17 protein-coding genes and 2 pseudogenes are annotated in these 21,190 nt (G+C 71.0%); 10 read left to right on the top strand and 9 right to left on the bottom strand.

The annotated features are described in order from the left end of the window. Nucleotides 1-88: 88 nt before the first annotated feature. Nucleotides 89-679 (bottom strand): hypothetical protein, encoded by a 591-nt coding sequence (locus V5O46_RS23390; RefSeq protein WP_332886635.1) that lies wholly within the window; start codon nucleotides 677-679, stop codon nucleotides 89-91. After that, on the bottom strand, nucleotides 672-1,190 hold the full coding sequence (locus V5O46_RS23385; RefSeq protein WP_332886634.1) for a SigE family RNA polymerase sigma factor: 519 nt from the start codon (nucleotides 1,188-1,190) through the stop codon (nucleotides 672-674). Before V5O46_RS23385 ends, V5O46_RS23390 begins: the two co-directional genes overlap by 8 nt. A gap of 348 nt (nucleotides 1,191-1,538) precedes the next feature. On the opposite strand from V5O46_RS23385, the pseudogene V5O46_RS23380 reads away from it, so the two are divergent. Continuing rightward, nucleotides 1,539-1,700 (top strand): annotated as a pseudogene (locus tag V5O46_RS23380) (DUF255 domain-containing protein); the annotation flags it as partial. 12 nt (nucleotides 1,701-1,712) lie between these two features. On the opposite strand, the gene V5O46_RS23375 reads toward V5O46_RS23380, so the two are convergent. Next, on the bottom strand, nucleotides 1,713-2,216 hold the full coding sequence (locus tag V5O46_RS23375; RefSeq protein WP_279931161.1) for a MarR family winged helix-turn-helix transcriptional regulator: 504 nt from the start codon (nucleotides 2,214-2,216) through the stop codon (nucleotides 1,713-1,715). A 233-nt stretch (nucleotides 2,217-2,449) separates the two neighbouring features. Here V5O46_RS23375 and V5O46_RS23370 point away from each other — a divergent pair, with 233 nt between their 5' ends. Further along, nucleotides 2,450-3,691: an MFS transporter gene (locus tag V5O46_RS23370; RefSeq protein WP_332886633.1), complete on the top strand. Its 1,242-nt coding sequence runs from the start codon at nucleotides 2,450-2,452 to the stop codon at nucleotides 3,689-3,691. Nucleotides 3,692-3,900: 209 nt separating this feature from the next. On the opposite strand, the pseudogene V5O46_RS23365 reads toward V5O46_RS23370, so the two are convergent. Then, nucleotides 3,901-4,468: pseudogene (locus tag V5O46_RS23365) on the bottom strand (Uma2 family endonuclease). A gap of 113 nt (nucleotides 4,469-4,581) precedes the next feature. On the opposite strand from V5O46_RS23365, the gene V5O46_RS23360 reads away from it, so the two are divergent. The 6 genes from V5O46_RS23360 (at nucleotide 4,582) to V5O46_RS23335 (ending at nucleotide 13,932) form a co-directional block, all read left to right on the top strand. Further along, nucleotides 4,582-4,731 (top strand): hypothetical protein, encoded by a 150-nt coding sequence (locus tag V5O46_RS23360; protein ID WP_332886632.1) that lies wholly within the window; start codon nucleotides 4,582-4,584, stop codon nucleotides 4,729-4,731. Between the two features lie 296 nt (nucleotides 4,732-5,027). Continuing rightward, nucleotides 5,028-7,100 carry a thioredoxin domain-containing protein gene (locus tag V5O46_RS23355; protein ID WP_332886631.1) on the top strand — a complete coding sequence of 691 codons (2,073 nt, stop codon included), beginning with the start codon at nucleotides 5,028-5,030 and terminating at the stop codon, nucleotides 7,098-7,100. Between the two features lie 241 nt (nucleotides 7,101-7,341). Next, complete coding sequence (locus V5O46_RS23350; RefSeq protein WP_332886630.1) at nucleotides 7,342-8,604, top strand: glycosyltransferase; 1,263 nt, start codon at nucleotides 7,342-7,344, stop codon at nucleotides 8,602-8,604. Further along, on the top strand, nucleotides 8,601-10,253 hold the full coding sequence (locus tag V5O46_RS23345) for an ArnT family glycosyltransferase (protein ID WP_332886629.1): 1,653 nt from the start codon (nucleotides 8,601-8,603) through the stop codon (nucleotides 10,251-10,253). The genes V5O46_RS23350 and V5O46_RS23345 overlap by 4 nt, the downstream gene beginning before the upstream one ends. Further along, nucleotides 10,250-11,455, top strand: coding sequence for a glycosyltransferase (locus V5O46_RS23340; RefSeq protein ID WP_332886628.1), 1,206 nt, complete (start codon nucleotides 10,250-10,252; stop codon nucleotides 11,453-11,455). Before V5O46_RS23345 ends, V5O46_RS23340 begins: the two co-directional genes overlap by 4 nt. After that, nucleotides 11,452-13,932, top strand: coding sequence for a galactose oxidase early set domain-containing protein (locus tag V5O46_RS23335; protein WP_332886627.1), 2,481 nt, complete (start codon nucleotides 11,452-11,454; stop codon nucleotides 13,930-13,932). The genes V5O46_RS23340 and V5O46_RS23335 overlap by 4 nt, the downstream gene beginning before the upstream one ends. A 126-nt stretch (nucleotides 13,933-14,058) precedes the next feature. Here V5O46_RS23335 and V5O46_RS23330 read toward each other — a convergent pair whose 3' ends face one another. The 4 genes from V5O46_RS23330 to trhA form a co-directional block, all read right to left on the bottom strand. Continuing rightward, complete coding sequence (locus V5O46_RS23330) at nucleotides 14,059-14,790, bottom strand: Mut7-C RNAse domain-containing protein (RefSeq protein WP_332886626.1); 732 nt, start codon at nucleotides 14,788-14,790, stop codon at nucleotides 14,059-14,061. Nucleotides 14,791-14,810: 20 nt separating this feature from the next. Further along, the gene (locus tag V5O46_RS23325; RefSeq protein ID WP_332886625.1) at nucleotides 14,811-15,443 is read right to left on the bottom strand and encodes a TetR/AcrR family transcriptional regulator; all 633 of its coding nucleotides are present in this window, start codon (nucleotides 15,441-15,443) and stop codon (nucleotides 14,811-14,813) included. Between the two features lie 5 nt (nucleotides 15,444-15,448). Next, nucleotides 15,449-17,011: an MFS transporter gene (locus V5O46_RS23320; protein WP_332886624.1), complete on the bottom strand. Its 1,563-nt coding sequence runs from the start codon at nucleotides 17,009-17,011 to the stop codon at nucleotides 15,449-15,451. Between the two features lie 113 nt (nucleotides 17,012-17,124). Then, a complete protein-coding gene (gene trhA, locus V5O46_RS23315; protein ID WP_332886623.1) occupies nucleotides 17,125-17,838 on the bottom strand; it encodes a PAQR family membrane homeostasis protein TrhA in 714 nt (237 codons plus the stop codon). 341 nt (nucleotides 17,839-18,179) lie between these two features. Here trhA and V5O46_RS23310 point away from each other — a divergent pair, with 341 nt between their 5' ends. Further along, nucleotides 18,180-20,000 carry a phosphoenolpyruvate carboxykinase (GTP) gene (locus tag V5O46_RS23310; RefSeq protein ID WP_332886622.1) on the top strand — a complete coding sequence of 607 codons (1,821 nt, stop codon included), beginning with the start codon at nucleotides 18,180-18,182 and terminating at the stop codon, nucleotides 19,998-20,000. 311 nt (nucleotides 20,001-20,311) lie between these two features. After that, nucleotides 20,312-20,626 carry a hypothetical protein gene (locus V5O46_RS23305; protein WP_332886621.1) on the top strand — a complete coding sequence of 105 codons (315 nt, stop codon included), beginning with the start codon at nucleotides 20,312-20,314 and terminating at the stop codon, nucleotides 20,624-20,626. 86 nt (nucleotides 20,627-20,712) lie between these two features. Here the strand turns inward: V5O46_RS23305 and V5O46_RS23300 are convergent, their stop codons facing one another. Next, the gene (locus V5O46_RS23300) at nucleotides 20,713-21,132 is read right to left on the bottom strand and encodes an SCO4983 family protein (RefSeq protein ID WP_332886620.1); all 420 of its coding nucleotides are present in this window, start codon (nucleotides 21,130-21,132) and stop codon (nucleotides 20,713-20,715) included. Nucleotides 21,133-21,190 lie beyond the last annotated feature (58 nt).

Raw genomic sequence — 21,190 nt, 5'->3', positions numbered from 1 at the left:
AGCCGGTGCGGTCGGGTTACACGGTCTCTACGCCGCACACCGCCCCCCGGGTTGCATCCCGGCCGGACTTTTCTGCCGCCGCCGAAGCTCACCCGACGGACAGCCAGGACGCCTCCCGAAGCGACCGAACCCGGCCCTCACCGTCGTAGTCGAGGGCGAACACCCACCGTGGCCCGCCGCGCAGCCGGTCCACCAGCTCCCCCAGCCGCATGTCCCCGGGCTTCCCACCGGCCAACCGCTCCACCTCGACCGGAGTCTGCGGCGACAGGGTCACCTGGTGCACCACCCCGGTGGGTAGGGCCGTTCCCCGCTCGGTACGGAGTTGCTTCACGGTGACCCGGACCGCGTCCTCCAGCACCACCGCGCCGTACACGTAGCCGATCTCGACGGCGTACTCCTCACCCGGGGCCGGTGTCGGGGGCACGAACGGCAGCGAGTTCGGCGCTGTCGGCCTCCCGGCGGCCGGTGCCGACTCCGTGCCGGGCAGGACCAGCGACAGGCCCCCCACGGCGACGGCAGCGGCCAGCAGCACACCGCCCGACAACCGGGCCGCCCGCTTACGGCGCCGACGCCGGTCACCGCGCACCCGGATCTGCTCCGCAGCCAGCGGCACGGCGAACCGCCGGCCCTCGGCGGCGAGGCCGGCGAGGTGATCGTCCAGACGGGTCTCGTCAGCCATGCTCCACCTCCGATACTCGGCCCGCCCGCGGATCCAGCTCGCTATCGGCCAGAATCCCTGCCAGCGCGGCCCGCCCCCGGCTCAGCTGTGCCTTGACCGTACCGACGGGGCAGTCGGTCTCGGCAGCCACCTGCTTCACCTCCAGATCGCACAGGTGGTGGAGGACGATGGCCCGCCGCTGCGCCGCGGGGATCTGCCGCAGCGCCTGCACCAGCAGCACATGGTGGGTGTCCGGCGGCGGTACGTCCGGGGGCGGGCCCTGGCGCCGTGCGAAGGAGAGCGCGGTCCGCACGCGCCGCCACCGGCTCACCGCCAGCCGCCAGGCCACCGTACGCACCCATGCCTCGGGTGCACCGTCCTCGTCCAGCCGGGCCCGTTGCTCCCAGGCCCGGACGAAGGCTTCCTGGACCACGTCCTGCGCCTCGGCACGGTCGCCGATCATGGCGTACAGCTGGCCGATGAGCCGCCCCACACTCCCGGCGTAAAAGGCGTCGAACGCCTGCTCGTCCATCCTCCGCCTGCAGTTCCTGGTGGCCGTAGATCTGTTCAAACGTGCGAACAGTGCCAGTCGACGGGCCTGTGGCGCAAGAAGCCCGTCACGTCAGCCCACCGTGGGCCGGTGTGCGAAGCGGCCGTCCTGGTCGCCGGACCACCCGGCCGTATGTGTCCGAGAGCCGGGGGACGACCGGCCCTGGGTTGCCGTTTCCCGGCTGTCCCGGTCCCGAGCCATGACCGGGCGGGGCAGCACAGGTGCCGGTCCGGCCGCTCGGCGCCGAGCGCCGTCACCCCGCTCCGTGCGGTGCGTGTGTTGCGCTGTGGCGTATGAGCGGGGCGCAGGCGGGTGCGCAGGGATGGGACCATGTCCAACCGACTCGCGCAGGCCACGTCCCCCTATCTCCTCCAGCACGCGGACAACCCCGTCGACCGGTGGCCATGGGAGGCCGAGGCGTTCGAGGAAGCCCGGCGGCGCGACGTCCCCGTGTTCCTGAGCGTCGGCTGCAGCGCCTGCCACTGGTGCCACTGCAGGCGGCTGTTACCCGATGGCGTGCAGGAGGCCACGCAGGGCCCGGTCGAGGGCCGCGCGCTCCTCGGGAGTGAGGGCGGAAAGGAGTCGAGTCTCGTTCGCGACGTGGTCGGTGACTGCGGCGTCGACGAGTTCATAGCCGCGGTCGGTGAGGGAGACCCGGAAGCTGCGGCGGTCCGCGGGGTCGAGGGTGCGTTCCACCAGACCGGCGGCCTCCAGGCGGTCCAGCCGGTTGGTCATTCCGGCGCGGGAGAGCATCAGGGTCTGGGCGAGTGCCGACGGGATGAGCGTATACGGGGGCCCGGAGCGGCGCAGGGTGGCCAGTACGTCGAACTCGCCGGGTCGCAGTCCGTGGCCGGCGGCCACCTCGTCGAGGGCTGGTCCAAGGAGGAGGGAGAGCCGCCCCAGCCTGCCGAAGATCCCTATGGCTGCCAGATCCAGGTCGGGGCGTTCCCTGTGCCACTGGGCGAGGATCTCGTCCACCGCGTCTGTCTGCTGCGTCTTCTCTGCCACGTCCCCACTCTAGAGGGCCTCGTGCGAGATGATTTGATGTCGTACTATTCGACATGGAACTAGCTCTCGTCGCGTTCGGCGGATTGCCGGGACCAAACGAACTGGCGTCATCGATGCCCCTTGGCCACCCAGGGCTCTGTCCGTCGCGCCGCCAACTTCGTCGCGGACGCGGCCTGCTGGCAGATGCTCCGAGTCCGCACCTTTCCCTGCCCTTCCATAGAAAGTCCCCACCCTTGAAGCATTCCGACAAGGCGAGCGCCCCGACGGCGCCGTTCGCCAGAACCCTGTGGACGCTGGCCCCGGCCGCCGTCATCCTGGCCTGCCAGGCATATCTGTCGATCCCGCTCATGCCCTACCTGGCCGACGCGTGGCATGTGACGCAGGAGGCGTCAGCCTGGGCCACCTCCGCCTTCGCCATTGCCTTCGCCTGCGGTTCGCTGCTCGCTGCGCCGCTGACCAGGTGGCTCGGGCGGCGCGCCACGATCGCTTGGTCTTTTGCTGTACTCGCGGCCTTCACCGCGATCATGCCGCTGACCGGTGATCTGCTGAGCGGGTCTGTGGTGCGTGCCCTTCAGGGCCTGGCGGCTGGTGTCGTCCCGCCTGTGGTGTACGTGTACTTCGGTGAGCGGCTTCCGGGTGAGCGCCTCGCCGTCGGCATCACGATCTTCTCGAGCTGTCTGAGCGGTTGCCTCGTCATCGGGCAGATGGCGGGTCAGCTGCTGGCACCGGCGGCTGGTTGGGACTCGGTGTTCTGGATCTCCGCGCCGCTGCTCGCGGTGGCCGCGGTGCTGATCTACAAGGTGATGCTGCCGGACGCGCTGCCCCCCGCATCGCACGAGACAGGCCAGTTTACTGCCGCCGCCCCGCGTCTGGGTCGGCTGCTGCCGCTGTTCCTCAGCGCGCTGGTGGTGCTCGGAGGGATTACTGCCGCGTACACCGCGGTCCAGTTGTACGGGCCCGAGCAGTTGGTCGGCGATGCCAACGCCATCCTCGCCCTGCGGGCCAGCGCGCTGCCCGCGCTGATCGCCTCTGTTCTGCTCGCCCCCGCCCTGTCCCGCATCGGCGCGGGTCGGCGGGCTGCGGGCGCGCTGGTGCTGGCCGCCCTCGGGATGGCCGCCGCAGGTCTCGCGCACGACAGTGTCATCGGACTGGGCGCGGCGCTGTTCGTGACCATGCTCGCGGCCACCACCGCGGGACCCGCCCTGATTCAGGCGGTGGGGACGGCCGCAGGTGCCTCCCGGGCTACTGTGCTGGCCGTCTACGGCTTCCTGCTCAACCTCGGCGCCGGGCTCGGTGCCCAGGTGCCCCAGCTCTTCGGCCAGTTCACGGGCGTCGCGCTGTCCGTCGCGGTGGGCTTCGGCGTCGCCGCGCTCCTCGTCGGCTTCCTTGCCCCGTCCGGCGCGGGCACCGGGCGGACGCGCACGGCCCGGCAGAGCGTCCCAGCCGAGCAGGCGCCCACCACGACCCGCGCCTGAGCCATGGCGTATGGCTGGGCCGGGCACCCCTTGGCGTTTCCTGTCCGGTGCGGCAGGGGGCTGCGGCGCCGACCGCAGATGACCGGCGGGACGAAGCGTGTGTCTTCACGGCGCGTGCCGGGGTTGTGAAGACCTGCCGTGCGGATTCGATGGACGGCGACGTGCCCGGCCACCTTCCACGCCCGAAGCCACGGATGCCCGCAACGTCCCTACAGGTCCCCGAGATCGACCGTGTGGGAGAAAGGTGCGGTGGCATCCACCGTGCCGGTGAACATCTCGCCGTCCCTGTAAGCCTTGGTGGCGGGGTCGAGGACGTAGGTGTAGACGATCGGGACGCCGGTGGCGGGCCTGCTCGACCCGCCGGTAGAAGGGGATGCCGGACCTGGCGTACTGGTCCACCTTCACGACGCGGTCGGTTGTCTCCGAACCGGGCGACACGACCTCGACGACCAGGAGCACATGCTCGGGGCGGGTGAGCGTGAGGTCGATGGTCTCCGCCCGGTAGACGATGACGTCCGGACGGCGGTTGGTGAGGGGAACGTCCTGCAGACGGACGTCGAAGTCCGTGTCCGCGTTCCAGTCGGGCCCCGCGGCGGAGTCCAGGGCATTGGCCAGGACCCGAGCCAGCCGGTTGTGCCGTTTGGAGGCGCTCGGGATCACGACGACCATCCCGTCCACGATCTCGATGCCGGCGCACTGCTCCTCGGACCAGGAGTCGTACTGCTCCACGCTGATCTGCGAATGCATCCACGCGGGCGCCACCATCTCGGCGGTCACGGTGTACCTCCTTCGAGAGCACCACCGCGACCCTTGAGGCGCTGGACGCGGGGGCAGACCTCTCCCCCCTCACACAGGTCGACACCCTGCGTGAGGCATGGGAATCGGCGGATATGGCGGACAAGCGGATGCTCCTGAGGTGCGCCCTCGGAGAGAAGGGCATCACGGTCAAGCCCGCCGCGCGGCAGGGGGACCACACCCCGATCCTCGAACGCCTTGAGTTCGACTGGCTGTCGAAGAAGGACACAATCACCAAGAAGTGAGTTCGAAGCGCAAGGCCGGGTATCGGACCCGGCCACCAGGTCCCGTGCCGAAGTGCCCCCGGATGTAATGCCGAGTGCCCCACCGACCCGGAGAACGGGTTGCCGTGGTGCGCGCGGTGCGGGGAGTTCTTCGGGCTCTCCCTGCCCGCCTGCCGGGGGCTGTGGTGGTGGCGCAGTGCCGCCACTCGTCAGCCGGTCCGTCCGCGCGAGCACTGAGCCGGCCATCCCTTTGCCCCGTTCGTGCGCGGTCCCGTGGCGCATGGGCGGGGCCGAGGCGGGTGCGCAAGGATGGGGGTATGCCCAACCGACTCGCGCAGGCCACATCCCCGTACCTCCTCCAGCACGCGGACAACCCCGTTGACTGGTGGCCATGGGAGACGGACGCCTTCGAAGAAGCCCGGCGGCGCGATGTCCCCGTGTTCCTGAGCGTCGGCTACAGCGCGTGCCACTGGTGTCACGTCATGGCGCATGAGTCCTTTGAGGACGACGACACCGCTGCGTACATGAACGAGCACTTCGTGTCGGTCAAGGTCGACCGCGAGGAGCGCCCGGACGTGGACTCCGTCTACATGGAGGCCGTGCAGGCGGCCACCGGGCAGGGCGGCTGGCCCATGTCCGTGTTCATGACGCCGGACGGGGAGCCGTTCTACTTCGGCACGTACTTCCCTCCCGGGCCCCGGCACGGGATGCCGTCCTTCCAGCAGGTACTCGAAGGCGTCCATAGCGCGTGGACGGGTCGGCGCGACGAGGTGGGTGAAGTCGCCGCGAAGATCACCAGAGACCTTGCCGAACGGGAGCTGAGCATCGGGGCCGCAGGGTTGCCCACCGAGGAGACCCAGGCTCTGGCCCTCCTCCAACTGACCCGGGACATTGACCCCGCGAGCGGCTGGTTCAAGGGAGACACCAAGTTCCCGCCGTCGATGGTGATCGAGTTCCTGTTGCGCCACCACGCGCGGACCGGTTCCGTGGCGGCGCTGGAAATGGTGGAAGGGCTGTGCGGCGCAATGGCCCGTTCGAGCCTGTACGACCAGGTGGGAGGCGGGTTCCACCGGTACGTACTCACTCCCAGGGCGGGTGGACCACTGGTACCCCACTTCGAGAAGATGCTCTACGACAACGCCCTGCTGTGCCGGGTCTACGCGCATCTGTGGCGGGCCACCGGCTCGGACCTCGCCCGCCGGGTCGCCCTGGAGACCGCCGACTTCCTGGTGCGTGAACTGCGCACGCCGGAGGGCGGGTTCGCCTCCGCGCTGGACGCCGACAGCGAGGAGGCGGCGCCGCGCGAAGCCCGTCATCAGAAGGGCGGAACGGGCCGGCACGTCGAGGGCGCGTACTACGTGTGGACCCCCGCGCAGCTGCGCGAGGTGCTCGGGGACGCCGACGGCGAGCTCGCCGCCGCCTACTTCGGCGTGACCGAGGAGGGCACGTTCGAGCACGGCAGCTCGGTGCTGCAGCTGCCGCAGAGCGAAGGCGTGTTCGACGCCGGACGGATCGAGGGGATCCGGGAACGGCTGCTCGCCGCCCGCGCGGAGCGCCCCGCTCCCGGGCGTGACGACAAGGTGGTCGCCGCCTGGAACGGCCTGGCGATCGCCGCGCTCGCCGAGACCGGTGCCTACTTCGACCGCCCCGACCTGGTCGAGGCCGCCGTCGCCGCCGCCGACCTGATGGTCCGGCTGCACCTCGACGACCACGCCCGGCTCACCCGCACCAGCAGGGACGGCAGGGCCGGTGGCAACGCCGGGGTGCTGGAGGACTACGCCGACGTCGCCGAGGGCTTCCTCGCCCTGGCGTCGGTCACCGGCGAGGGCGTCTGGCTGGAGTTCGCCGGGCTGCTCCTGGACCACGTCCTGATCCGCTTCACCGGCGAGGACGGCGCCCTGTACGACACCGCCGCCGACTCCGAGCGGCTGATCCGCCGCCCGCAGGACCCGACCGACAACGCCACCCCGTCCGGCTGGACCGCCGCCGCCGGCGCCCTGCTGTCCTACGCCGCCCACACCGGCGCCGAGCCGCACCGCACCGCCGCCGAGCGCGCGCTCGGCGTGGTCAAGGCGCTCGGTCCGCGGGTGCCGCGCTTCATCGGCTGGGGGCTGGCCGCCGCCGAGGCGCTGCTCGACGGGCCGCGGGAGATCGCGGTCGTGGGTCCCGCCCTCGCCGACGATGCCACCACGGCCCTGCACCGCACCGCGCTGCTGGGCACCGCGCCCGGCGCGGTGGTGGCCGCCGGCGTCGAGGGGAGCGAAGAGTTCCCGCTGCTGGCCGGCCGGCCGCTGGTGGACGGCGCACCGGCCGCCTACGTGTGCCGCAACTTCACCTGCGACGCGCCGACCACCGAAGCGGAACGGCTGCGCACGGCGCTGAACAGCTGAAACGGTCGGAAGTCGACAGAAGCGCAACGCGGTTGAACGTAGTGGACGGGGTAAATGTTCAGCCCTCGGCGTGTTTGTGAAGAAACACGCCCTTCACCAAAATCGCCCGCGCGCTTCACAGATCACTCATAGTCTCTCCCCCGTGCCGCGGCGGTGGGGACCGCCGCAGCACCCGGATGCGCCGACCGTGGGTGCGCCCGGAGCACCACCGGGGGACTTGGGGATCTGGGGGGATCTTTTCTTGCTGACGTCCATATGCGTCGCTGCCGTTTCACTGGCCCTGTTCTGGATGGCGGCGTTCACGCTGTGGTGGCAGATGCACGCCTGGCGCACGCCGGAGGTGCTGGCCTCCACCCGCTTCAGCAGTCCGGACGGCGCCGAGCACGTGTCGTTCTCACTGCTGCTGCCCGCGAGGCACGAACAGGCCGTGCTGGACCACACCATCCAGCGGCTGCTGCAGTCCACACACACCGACTTCGAGATCATCGTCATCGTCGGCCACGACGACCCGGAGACCACCGAGGTCGCCGAGCGGGCCGCGGCCCGTGACCCGCGCGTCCGGGTCGTGGTCGACACCCACGAGAAGAAGAACAAACCGAAGGCGATGAACACCGCGCTGCCGCACTGCCGCGGCGACGTCGTCGGGGTCTTCGACGCCGAGGACCAGGTCCACCCGGAGCTCCTCGCCCATGTGGACCACGCCTTCCGCACGACCGGCGCGGACGTCGTCCAGGGCGGCGTCCAGCTGATCAACTTCCACTCCAGCTGGTACAGCCTGCGCAACTGCCTGGAGTACTTCTTCTGGTTCCGCTCCCGGCTGCACCTGCACGCGCAGAAGGGGTTCATCCCGCTCGGCGGCAACACCGTCTTCGTCCGCACCGACGTGCTCCGCGCCGCCGACGGCTGGGACCCGAACTGCCTGGCCGAGGACTGCGACCTGGGCGTCCGGCTGTCCAGCACCGGCAAGAAGGTCGTCGTCGCCTACGACTCCGACATGGTCACCCGGGAGGAGACCCCCGGCACCCTGATGTCGCTGCTCAAGCAGCGCACCCGCTGGAACCAGGGCTTCCTGCAGGTCTACCGGAAGAAGGACTGGCGCCAACTGCCCACCTTCGGGCAGCGGCTGCTCGCCCGCTACACCCTGATGACGCCGTTCATGCAGGCCTTCACCGGCATCATCATCCCGCTCAACGCCGCGATCGCGATCTTCCTCGACGTACCGGTCGCCATCGCCTTCATCACCTTCCTGCCGGCCGTCACCGCCCTGGTCACCTTCGCCTTCGAGGTCGTCGGCCTGCACGACTTCGGCAAGCAGTACGGGCTGCGGGTCCGCTTCGTGCACTACCTGAAGCTGATCGTGGGCGGCCCCTTCTACCAGGTCCTGCTCGCCGGCGCGGCCGTCCGCGCCGTCTGGCGCGAGCAGCGCGGGCGCAACGACTGGGAGCTGACCAGTCATGTCGGTGCCCATCTCGCGCACCTGGACCGAGAGGACGTTCCTGCGTGACCTCCACCCTTCCCGCGGCGACCGCCACCAAGGTCCCCGCGCAGCGGCAGCCTGCCCACGACACCGCTCCCGACCGTCCGGCGGCCGGCCCGCCCACCCGGCTGCGCTCCTCCCGGCCCGACCTGATCCTGTGCGGGGTACTGCTCGTCGCGATCCTGGTGGTGCAGGGCTGGAACATCTCCGCCTACCCGACGCTCAGCGACGACGAGGGCACCTATCTCGCCCAGGCCTGGGCGGTGCAGCAGGGCGACGGCCTGGCCCACTACACCTACTGGTACGACCACCCGCCGCTCGGCTGGATCCAGCTCGCCCTGCTGACCTGGATACCGGCCCTGCTCAGCCCCGAGTCGATGACCGTCGGCACCATGCGTGCGGTGATGCTGCTGATCAGCGCCGCCTCCGCGGTCCTGGTCTACGTCCTGGCCCGCCGCCTGTCGCTGCCCCGCTGGGCCGCCGGGCTGGCCATGGTCCTGTTCGGGCTCTCCCCGCTCTCGGTCGTCCTGCAGCGGGAGATCTTCCTCGACAACCTCGCGGTGATGTGGACCCTGCTGGCGTTCGCCCTCGCCGCCTCCCCGAGCCGGCATCTCTGGCACCACTTCGGCGCCGGTGTCGCCGCCGCCACCGCCGTGCTCACCAAGGAGACGATGCTCCTCGTCCTGCCCGCCCTGTTCGTCACCGCCTGGCGGCACAGCCACCGCGACACCCGCAAGTTCGCCCTCACCGGCGCGGTGACGGCCTGCGCGCTGATCGGGTTCTCGTACCCCTTGTTCGCCCTGCTCAAGGGCGAGCTGCTGCCGGGCAGCGGCCATGTGTCCCTCTGGGACGGCATCACCTACCAGCTGACCCGGCCGGGCTCCGGCTTCATCCTGGACGAGGGCACCGGCTCGTACGGGGTGCTGCAGTCGTGGCTGTACTACGACCGCGTGCTGCCGCTCGGCGGGCTCGCCGGGGCACTGCTCCTGCTGGTCCTGTGGCGCTGGTCGGTGACCGCCCGCGCGCTGGCCGGACCCGCGCTGGCCGTCGCCGTCCTGGCCGCCCTCGCCCTGCGGCCGGACGGCTATCTGCCCGCGATGTACGTGATCCAGGCGCTGCCGTTCCTCGCCCTGGTGCTGGCCGGCGGCACCGCGAGCGTCGCCCACGCCGTGCTGCGCAGACGGCGCTCCGAGGCCGAGCGGCGCGCCGTCACCCGGGGCCGCTACGCCCTCGTGACCGTCCTCGCCCTCGCCGCCGGCGCCTACGTCGTCCCGCGCTGGTACGACGGCGACCGCACCGCGGTGACCGCCGACGCCAACGCCCCCTACGAGGCCGCCTCGCGCTGGATGGCCGAGGAGGTCGAGCACCCCGCGGACACGCGCGTCCTCGTCGACGACGCGCTCTGGCTGGACCTGGTGCACGCCGGGTACGAGCCCGGGCCGGGCGTCATCTGGTTCTACAAGGCCGACCTCGACCCGGCGGTGACGAAGACGCTGCCGCGCGGCTGGCGCGACCTGGAGTACGTCGTCGCCTCGCCCACCGTACGGCGCGACGCGGTCGACCTGCCCACCGTCAAGGCCGCCATCGAGCACTCGGCGCCGGTCGCCGTCTTCGGCACCGGAGAGGACCGCATCGAGATCCGCCGTATCCAGCACGCCACCGGAGGCACCCGATGAGTCACGAGTCCCTCGTCCCCGGCGAGCTGGGGGAGTCTCCCGTACGGGCCACGGACGTCCCCGAGCCGGGCGCCGTCACCATCGTCGTACCGACCTTCAACGAGTCCGGGAACGTCCGGCAGCTGCTGCGCCGGATCACCGAGTCGGTGCCGGCCCGGCTGCCCTGCGAGGTCGTCTTCGTCGACGACTCCACCGACGACACCCCCGAGGTGATCCGCGCGGCGGCACCCGACTGCCCGTTCCCGGTCACCGTGCTGCACCGGCCGGAACCCGTCGGCGGGCTCGGCGGCGCGGTCGTCGAGGGCATGAAGGCGGCCACCTCCGACTGGATCGTCGTCATGGACGGCGACTGCCAGCACCCGCCCTCCCTGGTGCCCGACCTGGTCGCCACCGGCGAGCGATCCGGCGCCGCGCTCGTCGTCGCCTCCCGCTACATCGAGGGCGGCAGCCGCGCCGGACTCGCCGGCAGCTACCGCGTCGCCGTCTCCCGGGCGGCGACCTGGCTGACCAAGGCGCTCTTCCCGCGCCGGCTGCGCGGCATCAGCGACCCGATGAGCGGCTTCTTCGCCATCCGCCGCAGCGCCGTCACCGCCGAACTGCTCCGACCCCTGGGCTACAAGATCCTCCTCGAGCTCGCCGTCCGCAGCCGCCCCGACCGGGTCGCCGAGGTGCCGTTCGTCTTCCAGGAGCGGTACGCGGGCGAGTCCAAGTCCACGGCGCAGGAGGGTGCCCGTTTCCTGCGTCATCTGGCCGGGCTGCGCACCGCCTCGCCGCTGTCCCGCATGGTCGTCTTCGGGCTGATCGGGCTCACCGGGTTCGTGCCGAACCTGACCGCGCTGTGGGTGCTGACCGAGGCCGGGCTGCACTACCTGCCCGCCGAGATCGTCGCCAACCAGTTCGGCGTGGTCTGGAACTTCCTGCTCATCGAGCGGCTTCTGTTCCGCGAGCGGCGCCGCCACCGCCACTGGGCCGACCGCACCGTGCGGTTCGCGCTGCTCGCCAACGCCGACCTGGTGCTGCGCATTCCGCTGATCGCCCTGTTCGTCGGGAAGTTCGGCCTGGCCGTGCTGCCCGCCACCGCGCTCGCGCTCGTCATCACCTTCGTCCTGCGCTTCGTGGGGACGGAGGCGCTCGTGTACCTGCCCCGTAGGTCCGGCAGGTCCCGCACCACCAGGAGCCGCACAGCAAGGAGCAACGCATGAGAAGTCGCATGACCCCGAGACGGAGGCGCACCGCCCTGCTGGCGGTGGGCGCGCTCACCACCGGCCTTCTCCTGACCGCACCCCAGCCCGCGTCCGCCGCCAACCTCATCACCAACCCCGGCTTCGAGACCGCCGGCACCGGCGACATGCCGTACTGCTGGAGCAAGTCCGGCTGGGGCGACAACGACTTCACCTTCGAGACCGTCACCGACGCGCACAGCGGCTCCAAGGCCATGAAGGTCGAGCTGACCCGCCGGGTCGACGGGGACCGCAAGGCTCTGATCACCGAGTCCACCGAGTGCGCCCCGGTGGTGACCGAGGGCAGGCAGTACGACCTGTCGCTCTGGTACAAGACGACCACCCCGGACGCCAACATCACGCTGTTCCGGCACGACACGACGGCCGGCTGGCAGTACTGGACCGATCTCAAGACCCTGGAGATGGCGGCCGACTGGACCGAGGCGAGCGTCCGCACCCCCGAGATCCCGGTCGGCACCGACCGCATCAGCTGGGGTGTCTCCGTCTACGGCACCGGCTCCGCCACCACCGACGACTACACGATGGAGCAGGTCGCCGAACCGGTCCCGGAGCCCGAGTGCACCGGCACGCCCGAGGAGTGCGCCGACGGCCGCTGGGAGGTGCTGGCCACCCAGAACCCGGTCCGCTCGATGCACTCCGTCGTGCTGCACAACGGCAAGGTGCTGCTGATCGCCGGCTCCGGCAACGACCCCGAGCTCTTCGAGGCGGGCACCTTCACCTCGGCGGTGTACGACCCGGCCGACGGCACGTACCGGACGATCCCCACCCCGAAGGACATGTTCTGCGCCGGGCACGTCCAGCTCCGCGACGGCCGGGTGCTGGTCATGAGCGGCAACGCCGGCTATCCGTCGGCGGACGGCACCATCGGCTACCAGGGCTACAAGGACTCGTACATCTTCGACCCGGAGACCGAGACCTACAGCAAGACCAACGACATGAACGACGGCCACTGGTACCCGTCGGCGACGATCCTCGGCAACGGGGACGTCATCTCCTTCGGCGGGCTGCGCGAGGACTCCTCCGGCTCGGTGACGGCCGAGCTCTGGTCCGACGAGCAGCAGAAGTGGCTGCCGACCTGGCAGGTCAACCAGACCTGGTCGTTCTGGGGCCTGTACCCGTCGATGATCCTGATGCAGGACGGCCGCCTCTTCTACTCGGGCAGCCATGTCTTCGGCAACGGCACGCCCGGCACCGGCTCGTCGATCTACGACTACGAGGCCAACACCATCACCGAGGTGCCCGGCCTGCGGAACAAGGACGAGCGCGACCAGTCCGCGAGCGTGCTGCTGCCCCCGGCACAGGACCAGAAGGTGCTCACCCTCGGTGGCGGCAACATCGACACCAACCCGGACGCCAACCGCCTCACCGACATCATCGACCTCAAGCAGCCGAACCCGTCCTACGTCGCCGGCCCGCCGATCCCGCAGGGCACGGTCGACTACGGGGCCGGCCCGGTCCCGCAGACCGGCGCCCAGGGCAAGATGTACGTCTCCGCGGTGCTGCTGCCGGACGGCAAGGTGCTGGAGACCGGCGGCGCGCTGCACAACCGCGCCGACCCGGTGTACGAGACGTCGATCTTCGACCCGGAGACGGAGACCTTCGACCCGGTGGCCCCGGATCCCGAGGCGCGCGGCTACCACTCGTCGGCGTTCCTGCTGCCCGACGGCCGGGTGATGACCACCGGGGACAACCCGGGCGACGGCTCCTGGAACCACGACGTGTCGATCTACACGCCGCCCTATCTGCTCAAGGGCGAGCGGCCGGAGATCACCTCGGTGATCGACACCGAGTGGAACTACGGCGACACCCAGCGCATCACCGTCGACCGGCCGATCGCCAAGGCCGAGCTGATCCGCCCGGCCGCGGTCACCCACTCTTCCGACCCCAACCAGCGGTTCGTGGACCTGCCGCTGTCGGTCGACGGCAACAACGTCGACCTGAACGTGACGAGCAACCCCAACCTGGCGCCGCCCGGCTGGTACATGCTCTTCGCGGTGGACGCCAATGGCGTGCCTTCGGTGGCGAAGTGGGTGCACCTGGACGGCCCGCAGGCGCTGAGCAGCAAGGACGCCTCCGCACACGTCCACTCCTTCGCCGACGCCCCGGAGGGCAGGGTGACCGAGCCGGGCAGGAAGCGCGCCTCCCAGCCGGTCAGTCCCACCATCTCCGGCTGTGACCGGCACTACGGCTCCGCCAACGTGTGCGTGCCGACGACGTTCCCGGCCGAGGTGAAGAGGACGACCCAGGCCCGCTGCACCTGGCTGGCGGAGCACGACTTCGGCCCGCTGGAGGTCAACGGCAAGGACGACCCGCTGAACCTGGACCGGAACCGCGACGGCACCGCCTGCGGCAAGGGGGACTTCAAGAACAAGAAGGCCCCGGAGAAGAGGACTCCGAAGTCCCCGAAGACCCCGAAGACCCCGGAGGATCAGCGCTAGCCGAGCAGGTCGGGCGACGTCCGCTGCGGTTCGGCAGCGCCCCGAAGGGGCGCGGGGAACTGCGCGGCCGGCCACGACGGCGCCGCGGACGTGCGACGGCACAGCGCGGCACTTCCGCCGGAGCGCTCAGCGCTCCGGCGCGAACTCGGCGAGGGCGCGCTCCACGATGGCCACCAGCTGTTCGTGGTGCGCGCCCTTCCAGTACGCGCGGCCACAGGATCCGCACTGCGCGAACACGTCGTAGGAGCGGTGCGTGCCGCCGCGGAGCTGGTCGGCGACCTCCTCCTTGGTGGCCTGCCGGAGCAGCCCGTTGCAGGCCGTGCAGCGGGTCCAGGGGCGCAGCTCGGGCGCGAAGCGGTCCAGGACGTCGCGGAGCTGCTCCTCGGGCCGCGTGCTGTAGACGTAGGCGCCCGCCCACAGCTCGCGGCGGCGCAGCAGCCCCCGGTCCCGGCTGACCAGCACCCGCCGCTCGGCGGCCGACCGCGCGGCCAGCGCCGGGTCGCCGATGTCCGTCGACTCGTACGCGGTGTCCACGCCGAGCAGGCGCAGCCGGCGGGCGAGGGTGCCCAGGTGCACGTCGAGCAGGAAGCGCAGCGGGGCGCCGGGCACATGCTGGGGGCGCGGGACGGCGCGCACGGCCACCGACTCGCCGGCCGCGGGGACATGCGCGCGGGGCACCTCGCGGCCGTCCACGACCAGCGCGCCGACCTCGGTGAGCGGGACGCCGAGCGACTCCACCACATGGCCCAGTGTGGAGACGCCGTCGACGGCGGCCCGGGCCGCGCCGGTACGGCGGGCCGCGGGGACGAACAGGTGCAGCTCGGGGGCGAACTCGACGTGGATCTCGGGACCGTTCACCCGGTCAGCATGTCATGGCCTCAGGGGCGGGGGAGGTCCTTGAAGGTGGCCAGGGTGCGGTCGACCAGCTCCGGCAGGTCGTCCCGGAAGTCGTGCTCGGCCCAGTAGAGGGTGGCCTCCAGCAGGGCGCCCATGAGTCCCATGGCGTAGACCCGCACCTCCAGGTCGTGCTCGTCCCGGCCGGTGCGCTCGGCCAGCGCCCGGCACAGCAGCCGGCCCGTGACGGACATGCTCTCCAGCAGCCGGGAGCGCACGGCGGGCACCTCGGCCATCAGCCGGACGCGGAGCATCATCTCCTCCTGCCCGAAGGCGGTGCTGTCGGCGAGGGCCAGGGTCATCGCCTTGCGGATCGCCCACCGCAGCGAATCCAGCACCGGCTCGTCGTCGGGGCGTTCGCGCAGCAGGTCCTCCATCACGGGGTCGTACTCGTCCGTGAGGACGATGTCCTCCTTGGTGGGGAAGTAGCGGAAGACGGTGCTCGGGGAGACCTCGGCGCGCTCGGCGATCTGCTCGACGGTGGTGGCGTCGTACCCCTGCTCGCGGACCAGGGCGTAGGTGGCCTCCCTGATCGCGAGCCGGGTCTTGATCTTCTTCCGCTCCCGCAGGCCGAGGTTCCGGGCGCCCTCGGGAACAGGGGTTCGTGCCGTGGTCATACCGCTCATTGTCGGTCATCGGCCTCCCGGGGCACCACGGCCCCGGCGCCGCCGCGCTGCGCGGCCGGCCGCGGGTTCGGCAGCAGCAGCGCCGTCAGCGCCGCCGTGACCAGGGCCGCGATGCCGCAGACCGCGAGGGTCGTACCCATGCCGTCCACATAGGCGGCGTCGGCGGAGCGGGCCAGGTCCGGCAGGCCGAGCCGCTCGGCGACGGCGTGCGCGCCGCTCACCGACTCCAGGGCCGCTTCGGCCTCCGCGGCGGGCAGCCCGGCGGTGTCCAGCCGGGCGCCGTAGGCTCCCGCGACCAGGCTGCCGAGCAGCGCGATGCCGATCGCACCGCCCACCTGACGCAGTGTCATCAGCAGCCCGGAGCCGCTGCCGGACTCCTCGGCGGGAATGTCGCCGAGCGCCGCGTCCATCGCGGGCACCATCGCCAGGCCGAAGCCGAGCCCCGCGATGGTCAGCCACAGCGCGGTGAACCCGTAGCCGCCGCCGGTCTCGGTGCGCGAGCCGAGCAGCGCGGCGAAGCACAGCACCACCAGACCCGAGGTGACCACCGGCCGCGGGCCGAACCGCGCGGCCAGGGCGGTGCTCACCCGCGCGGAGACCATCAGTCCGCCCATCATCGGCAGCAGCCGCAGTCCGGTGCCGAACGCGTCGCTGCCGCCGATCTCCTGCAGATACGTCGGCAGCAGGAAGAGCAGTCCGGTGAAGACGAAGGTCCCGAGCGTCGCGGCCAGGGTGTTGCACAGGAACCCGCGGCGGCCCAGCAGCCTCAGGTCGAGCATCGGGCGCACCGCCCGCCGCTCCCGGGCCACCAGCGCGGCCAGCAGCACCGCGGCCGTCGCGAACGCGCCGAGCACCACCGCGCTGTCCCAGCCCCGCTCGGGCGCCTCGATGATGCCGAGGACCAGCGCGCCCAGCCCCAGTGCGCTGCACGCGGCGGACAGCGCGTCGACCCGGGGTGCGGAGGGGTCGCGGGACTCGGGCAGCAGGAACAGACAGGCGGCGATCCCGACGGCGGCCATCGGCACGTTGACCAGGAAGATCGAGCCCCACCAGTAGTGGTCCAGGAGCAGCCCGCCGACCAGCGGTCCGAGCGGCAGGCCCGCGGCCATGGAGGCGCTGACGGCGGCGACGGCCCTGCCGCGCTCGTCCTCGCCGAACATCGACGGCAGCACGGACAGGCCGAGCGGGATCACCAGCGCGGCGCCCAGCCCCATCACCGAGCGGGCGGCGATCACCAGCGCGGGGGTGCCGGCCAGGGCGCCGAACAGCGAGCCGGCGAGGAACACGGCGAGGCCCGCGACCAGCATCCGGCGCCGCCCGAACCGGTCGCCGAGCAGCCCGGCGGGCAGCATCAGCGCCGCGAAGACCACCACGTAGGAGTCGACGATCCACTGCAGCTCGGCGGTGCCGGCGCCCAGCTGCACGGCCATCGTGGGCAGCGCCACGTTGAGGATCGTCAGGTCGAATCCGAGCACGAGCATGCTCGCGACCAGGGCGCCCAGGGCCCACCAGCGGCGGGGGTCGCGCGGAACCGCGACCGGTTCAGTGACAGCTACCATGAATTGAGAGTAGCTCTCAAAAGAGAGTTACTGCTAGCCCACTGGCCGTGGAAGCCGGCACGGAAAAGGGCCACGGCGTGCCGCCGTGGCCCCGGGTGTCGTTGCCGGTCGTGTCAGGCGTGCTGGTACGCCACCAGCGAGATCCCGACGTAGTGCGTGATGAAGGCCGCGAGGGTGAAGGAGTGGAAGACCTCGTGGAAGCCGAACCAGCGCGGTGACGGGTTGGGGCGCTTGATGCCGTAGACCACCCCTCCGGCGCTGTAGAGCAGGCCGCCCACGATCACCAGGACCAGCACCGCGATACCGCCCGCCTGCATGAAGTCCGGCAGGTAGAAGACGGCCGCCCAGCCCATGGCGATGTAGCAGGGGGTGTAGAGCCAGCGCGGGGCGCCGACCCAGAAGACGCGGAAGACGATGCCGGCCGCGGCGGCGGCCCAGATGCCCCACAGCAGCCACTGGCCCTTGGCCTCCGGCAGGAGCAGCAGTGTGAGGGGGGTGTAGGTGCCGGCGATGATCAGGAAGATGTTGGCGTGGTCCAGGCGGCGCAGCACGCCGTCCATCCGCGGGCTCCAGTTGCCCCGGTGGTACAGCGCGCTCACGCCGAACAGCAGGCAGGCCGTCAGGACGTAGATCCCGCAGGCGATACGCCCCCGGGTCGAGTCCGCGAGCGCGGTGAGGATCAGACCTGCGACGAGGACGGCCGGGAACATGCCGAGATGCAGCCAGCCGCGGAGCTTCGGCTTGACCGGATGCGGCAGCGAGAGCGCGACGGGACCGTCGCCGGCGTCCGGCGTGTCCCTGGGCGCGTCGAAGGCGGGCGCAGACATGCGCCGCATGGTACCTACGGAACCGTAGGTTACGTATCAGTACGAACGGATGATGTGCCGCAGAGTGGCCATCGTCTCATGCGATGGTCCGGCTGGGGCGCGAAGTAAAAGAAGTTCCAGGCGAACCCAACGTATACGCAAAGAAAAACAGGGATAAGCCGAGGTGCGTGGCGATCCTCACGCTGCTCAGGTGTGCGGCCCTCTGGACAGATGGGCGCGCACATCGGATGATCAAATGAGTGCGGTCGGCACCGGATGAGCGCCAAGGGATCCACCGTGAAGCATCCGGGTCGCAGCCCCCACGGGGCCTCCAACAACACATCCCTCACCTAGGAGCAATCGTGGCGCGCGACATCGCGGCTCCCCCCGTCCCCACCCAGCACCAGGAGCTGATCTCCTGGGTCGGCGAGATCACCGAGCTGACCCAGCCGGACAACGTGGTCTGGTGTGACGGATCCGAGGCCGAGTACGAGCGGCTGTGCGAGGAGCTCGTCCAGAAGGGCACCTTCCGCAAGCTCGACCCGATCAAGCGCCCCAACTCCTACTACGCGGCATCCGACCCCACGGACGTCGCCCGCGTGGAGGACCGGACCTTCATCTGCTCCGAGAAGGAGGAGGACGCCGGTCCCACCAACCACTGGAAGGCGCCCGCGGAGATGCGGGAGATCTTCGCCGGCGACGAGGGCCTGTTCCGCGGCTCGATGCGCGGCCGGACCATGTACGTCGTGCCGTTCTGCATGGGACCGCTGGGCTCGCCGCTGTCCGCGATCGGCGTCGAGATCACCGACTCCGCCTACGTCGCCGTGGCCATGCGCACCATGACCCGGATGGGCCGGGCCGTCCTGGACGAGCTCGGCGACACGGGCTTCTTCGTCAAGGCCGTGCACACCCTCGGAGCCCCCCTGGAGCCCGGCCAGGAGGACGTCCCCTGGCCCTGCAACCGGACCAAGTACATCTCCCACTTCCCGGAGACCCGCGAGATCTGGTCCTACGGCTCCGGCTACGGCGGCAACGCCCTGCTCGGCAAGAAGTGCTACGCCCTGCGCATCGCGTCGGTCATGGCGCGTGACGAGGGCTGGCTCGCCGAGCACATGCTCATCCTGAAGCTGACCCCGCCCCAGGGGGAGTCCAAGTACGTCGCCGCCGCCTTCCCGTCCGCCTGCGGCAAGACCAACCTCGCCATGCTGGAGCCCACCATCTCCGGCTGGACGGTCGAGACCATCGGCGACGACATCGCCTGGATGCGGTTCGGCGAGGACGGCCGCCTGTACGCCATCAACCCCGAGGCCGGCTTCTTCGGCGTCGCGCCCGGCACCGGCGAGCACACCAACGCCAACGCCATGAAGACCCTGTGGGGCAACTCGGTCTTCACCAACGTGGCGCTGACCGACGACAACGACATCTGGTGGGAGGGTATGACGGAGGAGACCCCGGCCCACCTGACGGACTGGAAGGGCAACGACTGGACGCCGTCCTCGCAGACCCCCGCCGCCCACCCCAACGCCCGCTTCACCGTCCCCGCGGCACAGTGCCCGATCATCGCGCCGGAGTGGGAGGACCCCAAGGGCGTGCCGATCTCGGCGATCCTCTTCGGCGGGCGCCGCGCCACCGCCGTGCCGCTGGTCACCGAGTCCTTCGACTGGAACCACGGCGTCTTCCTCGGCGCCAACGTGGCCTCCGAGAAGACCGCCGCCGCCGAGGGCAAGGTCGGTGAGCTGCGCCGCGACCCGTTCGCCATGCTGCCGTTCTGCGGCTACAACATGGGCGACTACATGGGCCACTGGATCGACGTCGCCAAGGACAGGGACCAGTCCAAGCTGCCGAAGATCTACTACGTCAACTGGTTCCGCAAGGACGACCAGGGCAGGTTCGTCTGGCCCGGCTTCGGTGAGAACAGCCGTGTCCTGAAGTGGATCGTGGAGCGCCTGGACGGCCGTGCCGAGGGCGTCGGGACCCCGATCGGCGTGCTGCCCGCCAAGGGGGCCCTCGACACCGACGGGCTGGAACTGTCCGACGCCGACCTGGAGTTCCTGCTCACCGTCGACAAGGACGTGTGGCGCGAGGAGGCCGCGCTGGTCCCCGAGCACCTCAACACCTTCGGTGACCACACCCCGAAGGAACTGTGGGACCAGTACCGCGCCCTGGTGGAGCGCCTCGGCTGACCTCCCCGGGCCCTCCGTGGCCCCCGTAGTCTCCGCGGCCGGTTCGACTAGCCCTGACCAGTGATGTCGTCACGAAAGCCGGTCGCGAGGGGGTGCTCCCCGCTCCCGTAGCTCGATGTCCCGGAGCGCGGGAGCATCCCGTCCGGGCCGGGTCCCCGCACAACGGCGTGCGACGGACCCGGCCCGCAGCCTGTGCACCGCACCCCCTGCCGGACCGGGGCCGTCAGCCGGCGCCGTTGCCGGGCCTTCCGTGGCGGCGGAAGCCGGAGGTCTCGATCGCCCAGGGACCGAAGGGCACGGAATCGCCGTAGATGTACGGCTCCTTCTTGGTCGAGGACGTCTTCGGGGATGACCACGGCGTCGGGGCGGCGCATACGGGCGAGTGCCGGGTGCTCGATCTCGGGGCCGTTCTCGCCGATGTATTCGGGGTGAGTGGCGGGGAGTTGCGCGTTGCGCTGATCGCGGATGCGTCGGACCGTGCCCTCGTGACGCTTCGACGGGCACATCATGGCCAGTATCGGGCCGGCGGGGCCGATCTCGATGCTCCAAGCGCCTTCGAGGTGCTCGGCATAGGCTCCGAGTTCCTCGGCGATCGCGCGCATCTTCGCGTACTGCATGCCATCTGAGTACTGAAACCGTGGCGCCCGGTCCGCGCGTCGCTGCGGGTGCGCGCGGACCGGGGCCGTCGGGGGAGCCCCGGAGGGGGCGGGGCTCAGCGGGAGGTGAGCTCGCGGGGTTCCAGAGCTGCGGCGTGCGCGTCCATGCGCTCCGCGGCGAGGATGGCGACCGCCGTGTCGGCGCGCGACGCCGCCACGACCAGGGCGCGCCCGGCGAGCGTGTGGGCGCGCCGGTGCAGGGCGGCGACATGCGGCTCGCCCTTGGCCGCGGTCAGCGGCACCCGGGCCGGCGTCCGTCCTCCCCGCAACCGGGCCACCTGTCCGGCGAGCCGTTCGGCGGCGGCGTCCAGATCGGCGGACGGCGCCAGTGCGCGGAGCTCGTCGGTGACGGCGAGCAGGGCCGCGAGATGGCCGGAGAGCTGGATGTCCAGCTCCTCCTCGCGGGAGCGGTGGGGGAAGGAGGTGCTGCCGGCCACCGTGCTGTTGACCGACTTGCTGCGGATCGGCTCGTACATGGGAGGGCCTCCTGAGTGCTTCAGGAAGCCATCCTAGCTTAGAATCAATCTAAAGTTG

The organism is Streptomyces poriticola (assembly GCF_036689765.1).
In the GTDB taxonomy this organism is placed as follows: domain Bacteria; phylum Actinomycetota; class Actinomycetes; order Streptomycetales; family Streptomycetaceae; genus Streptomyces; species Streptomyces poriticola.
The sequence above is the reverse complement of the archived record's forward strand: the minus strand, read 5'-3'. Positions and strand labels throughout refer to the sequence as shown.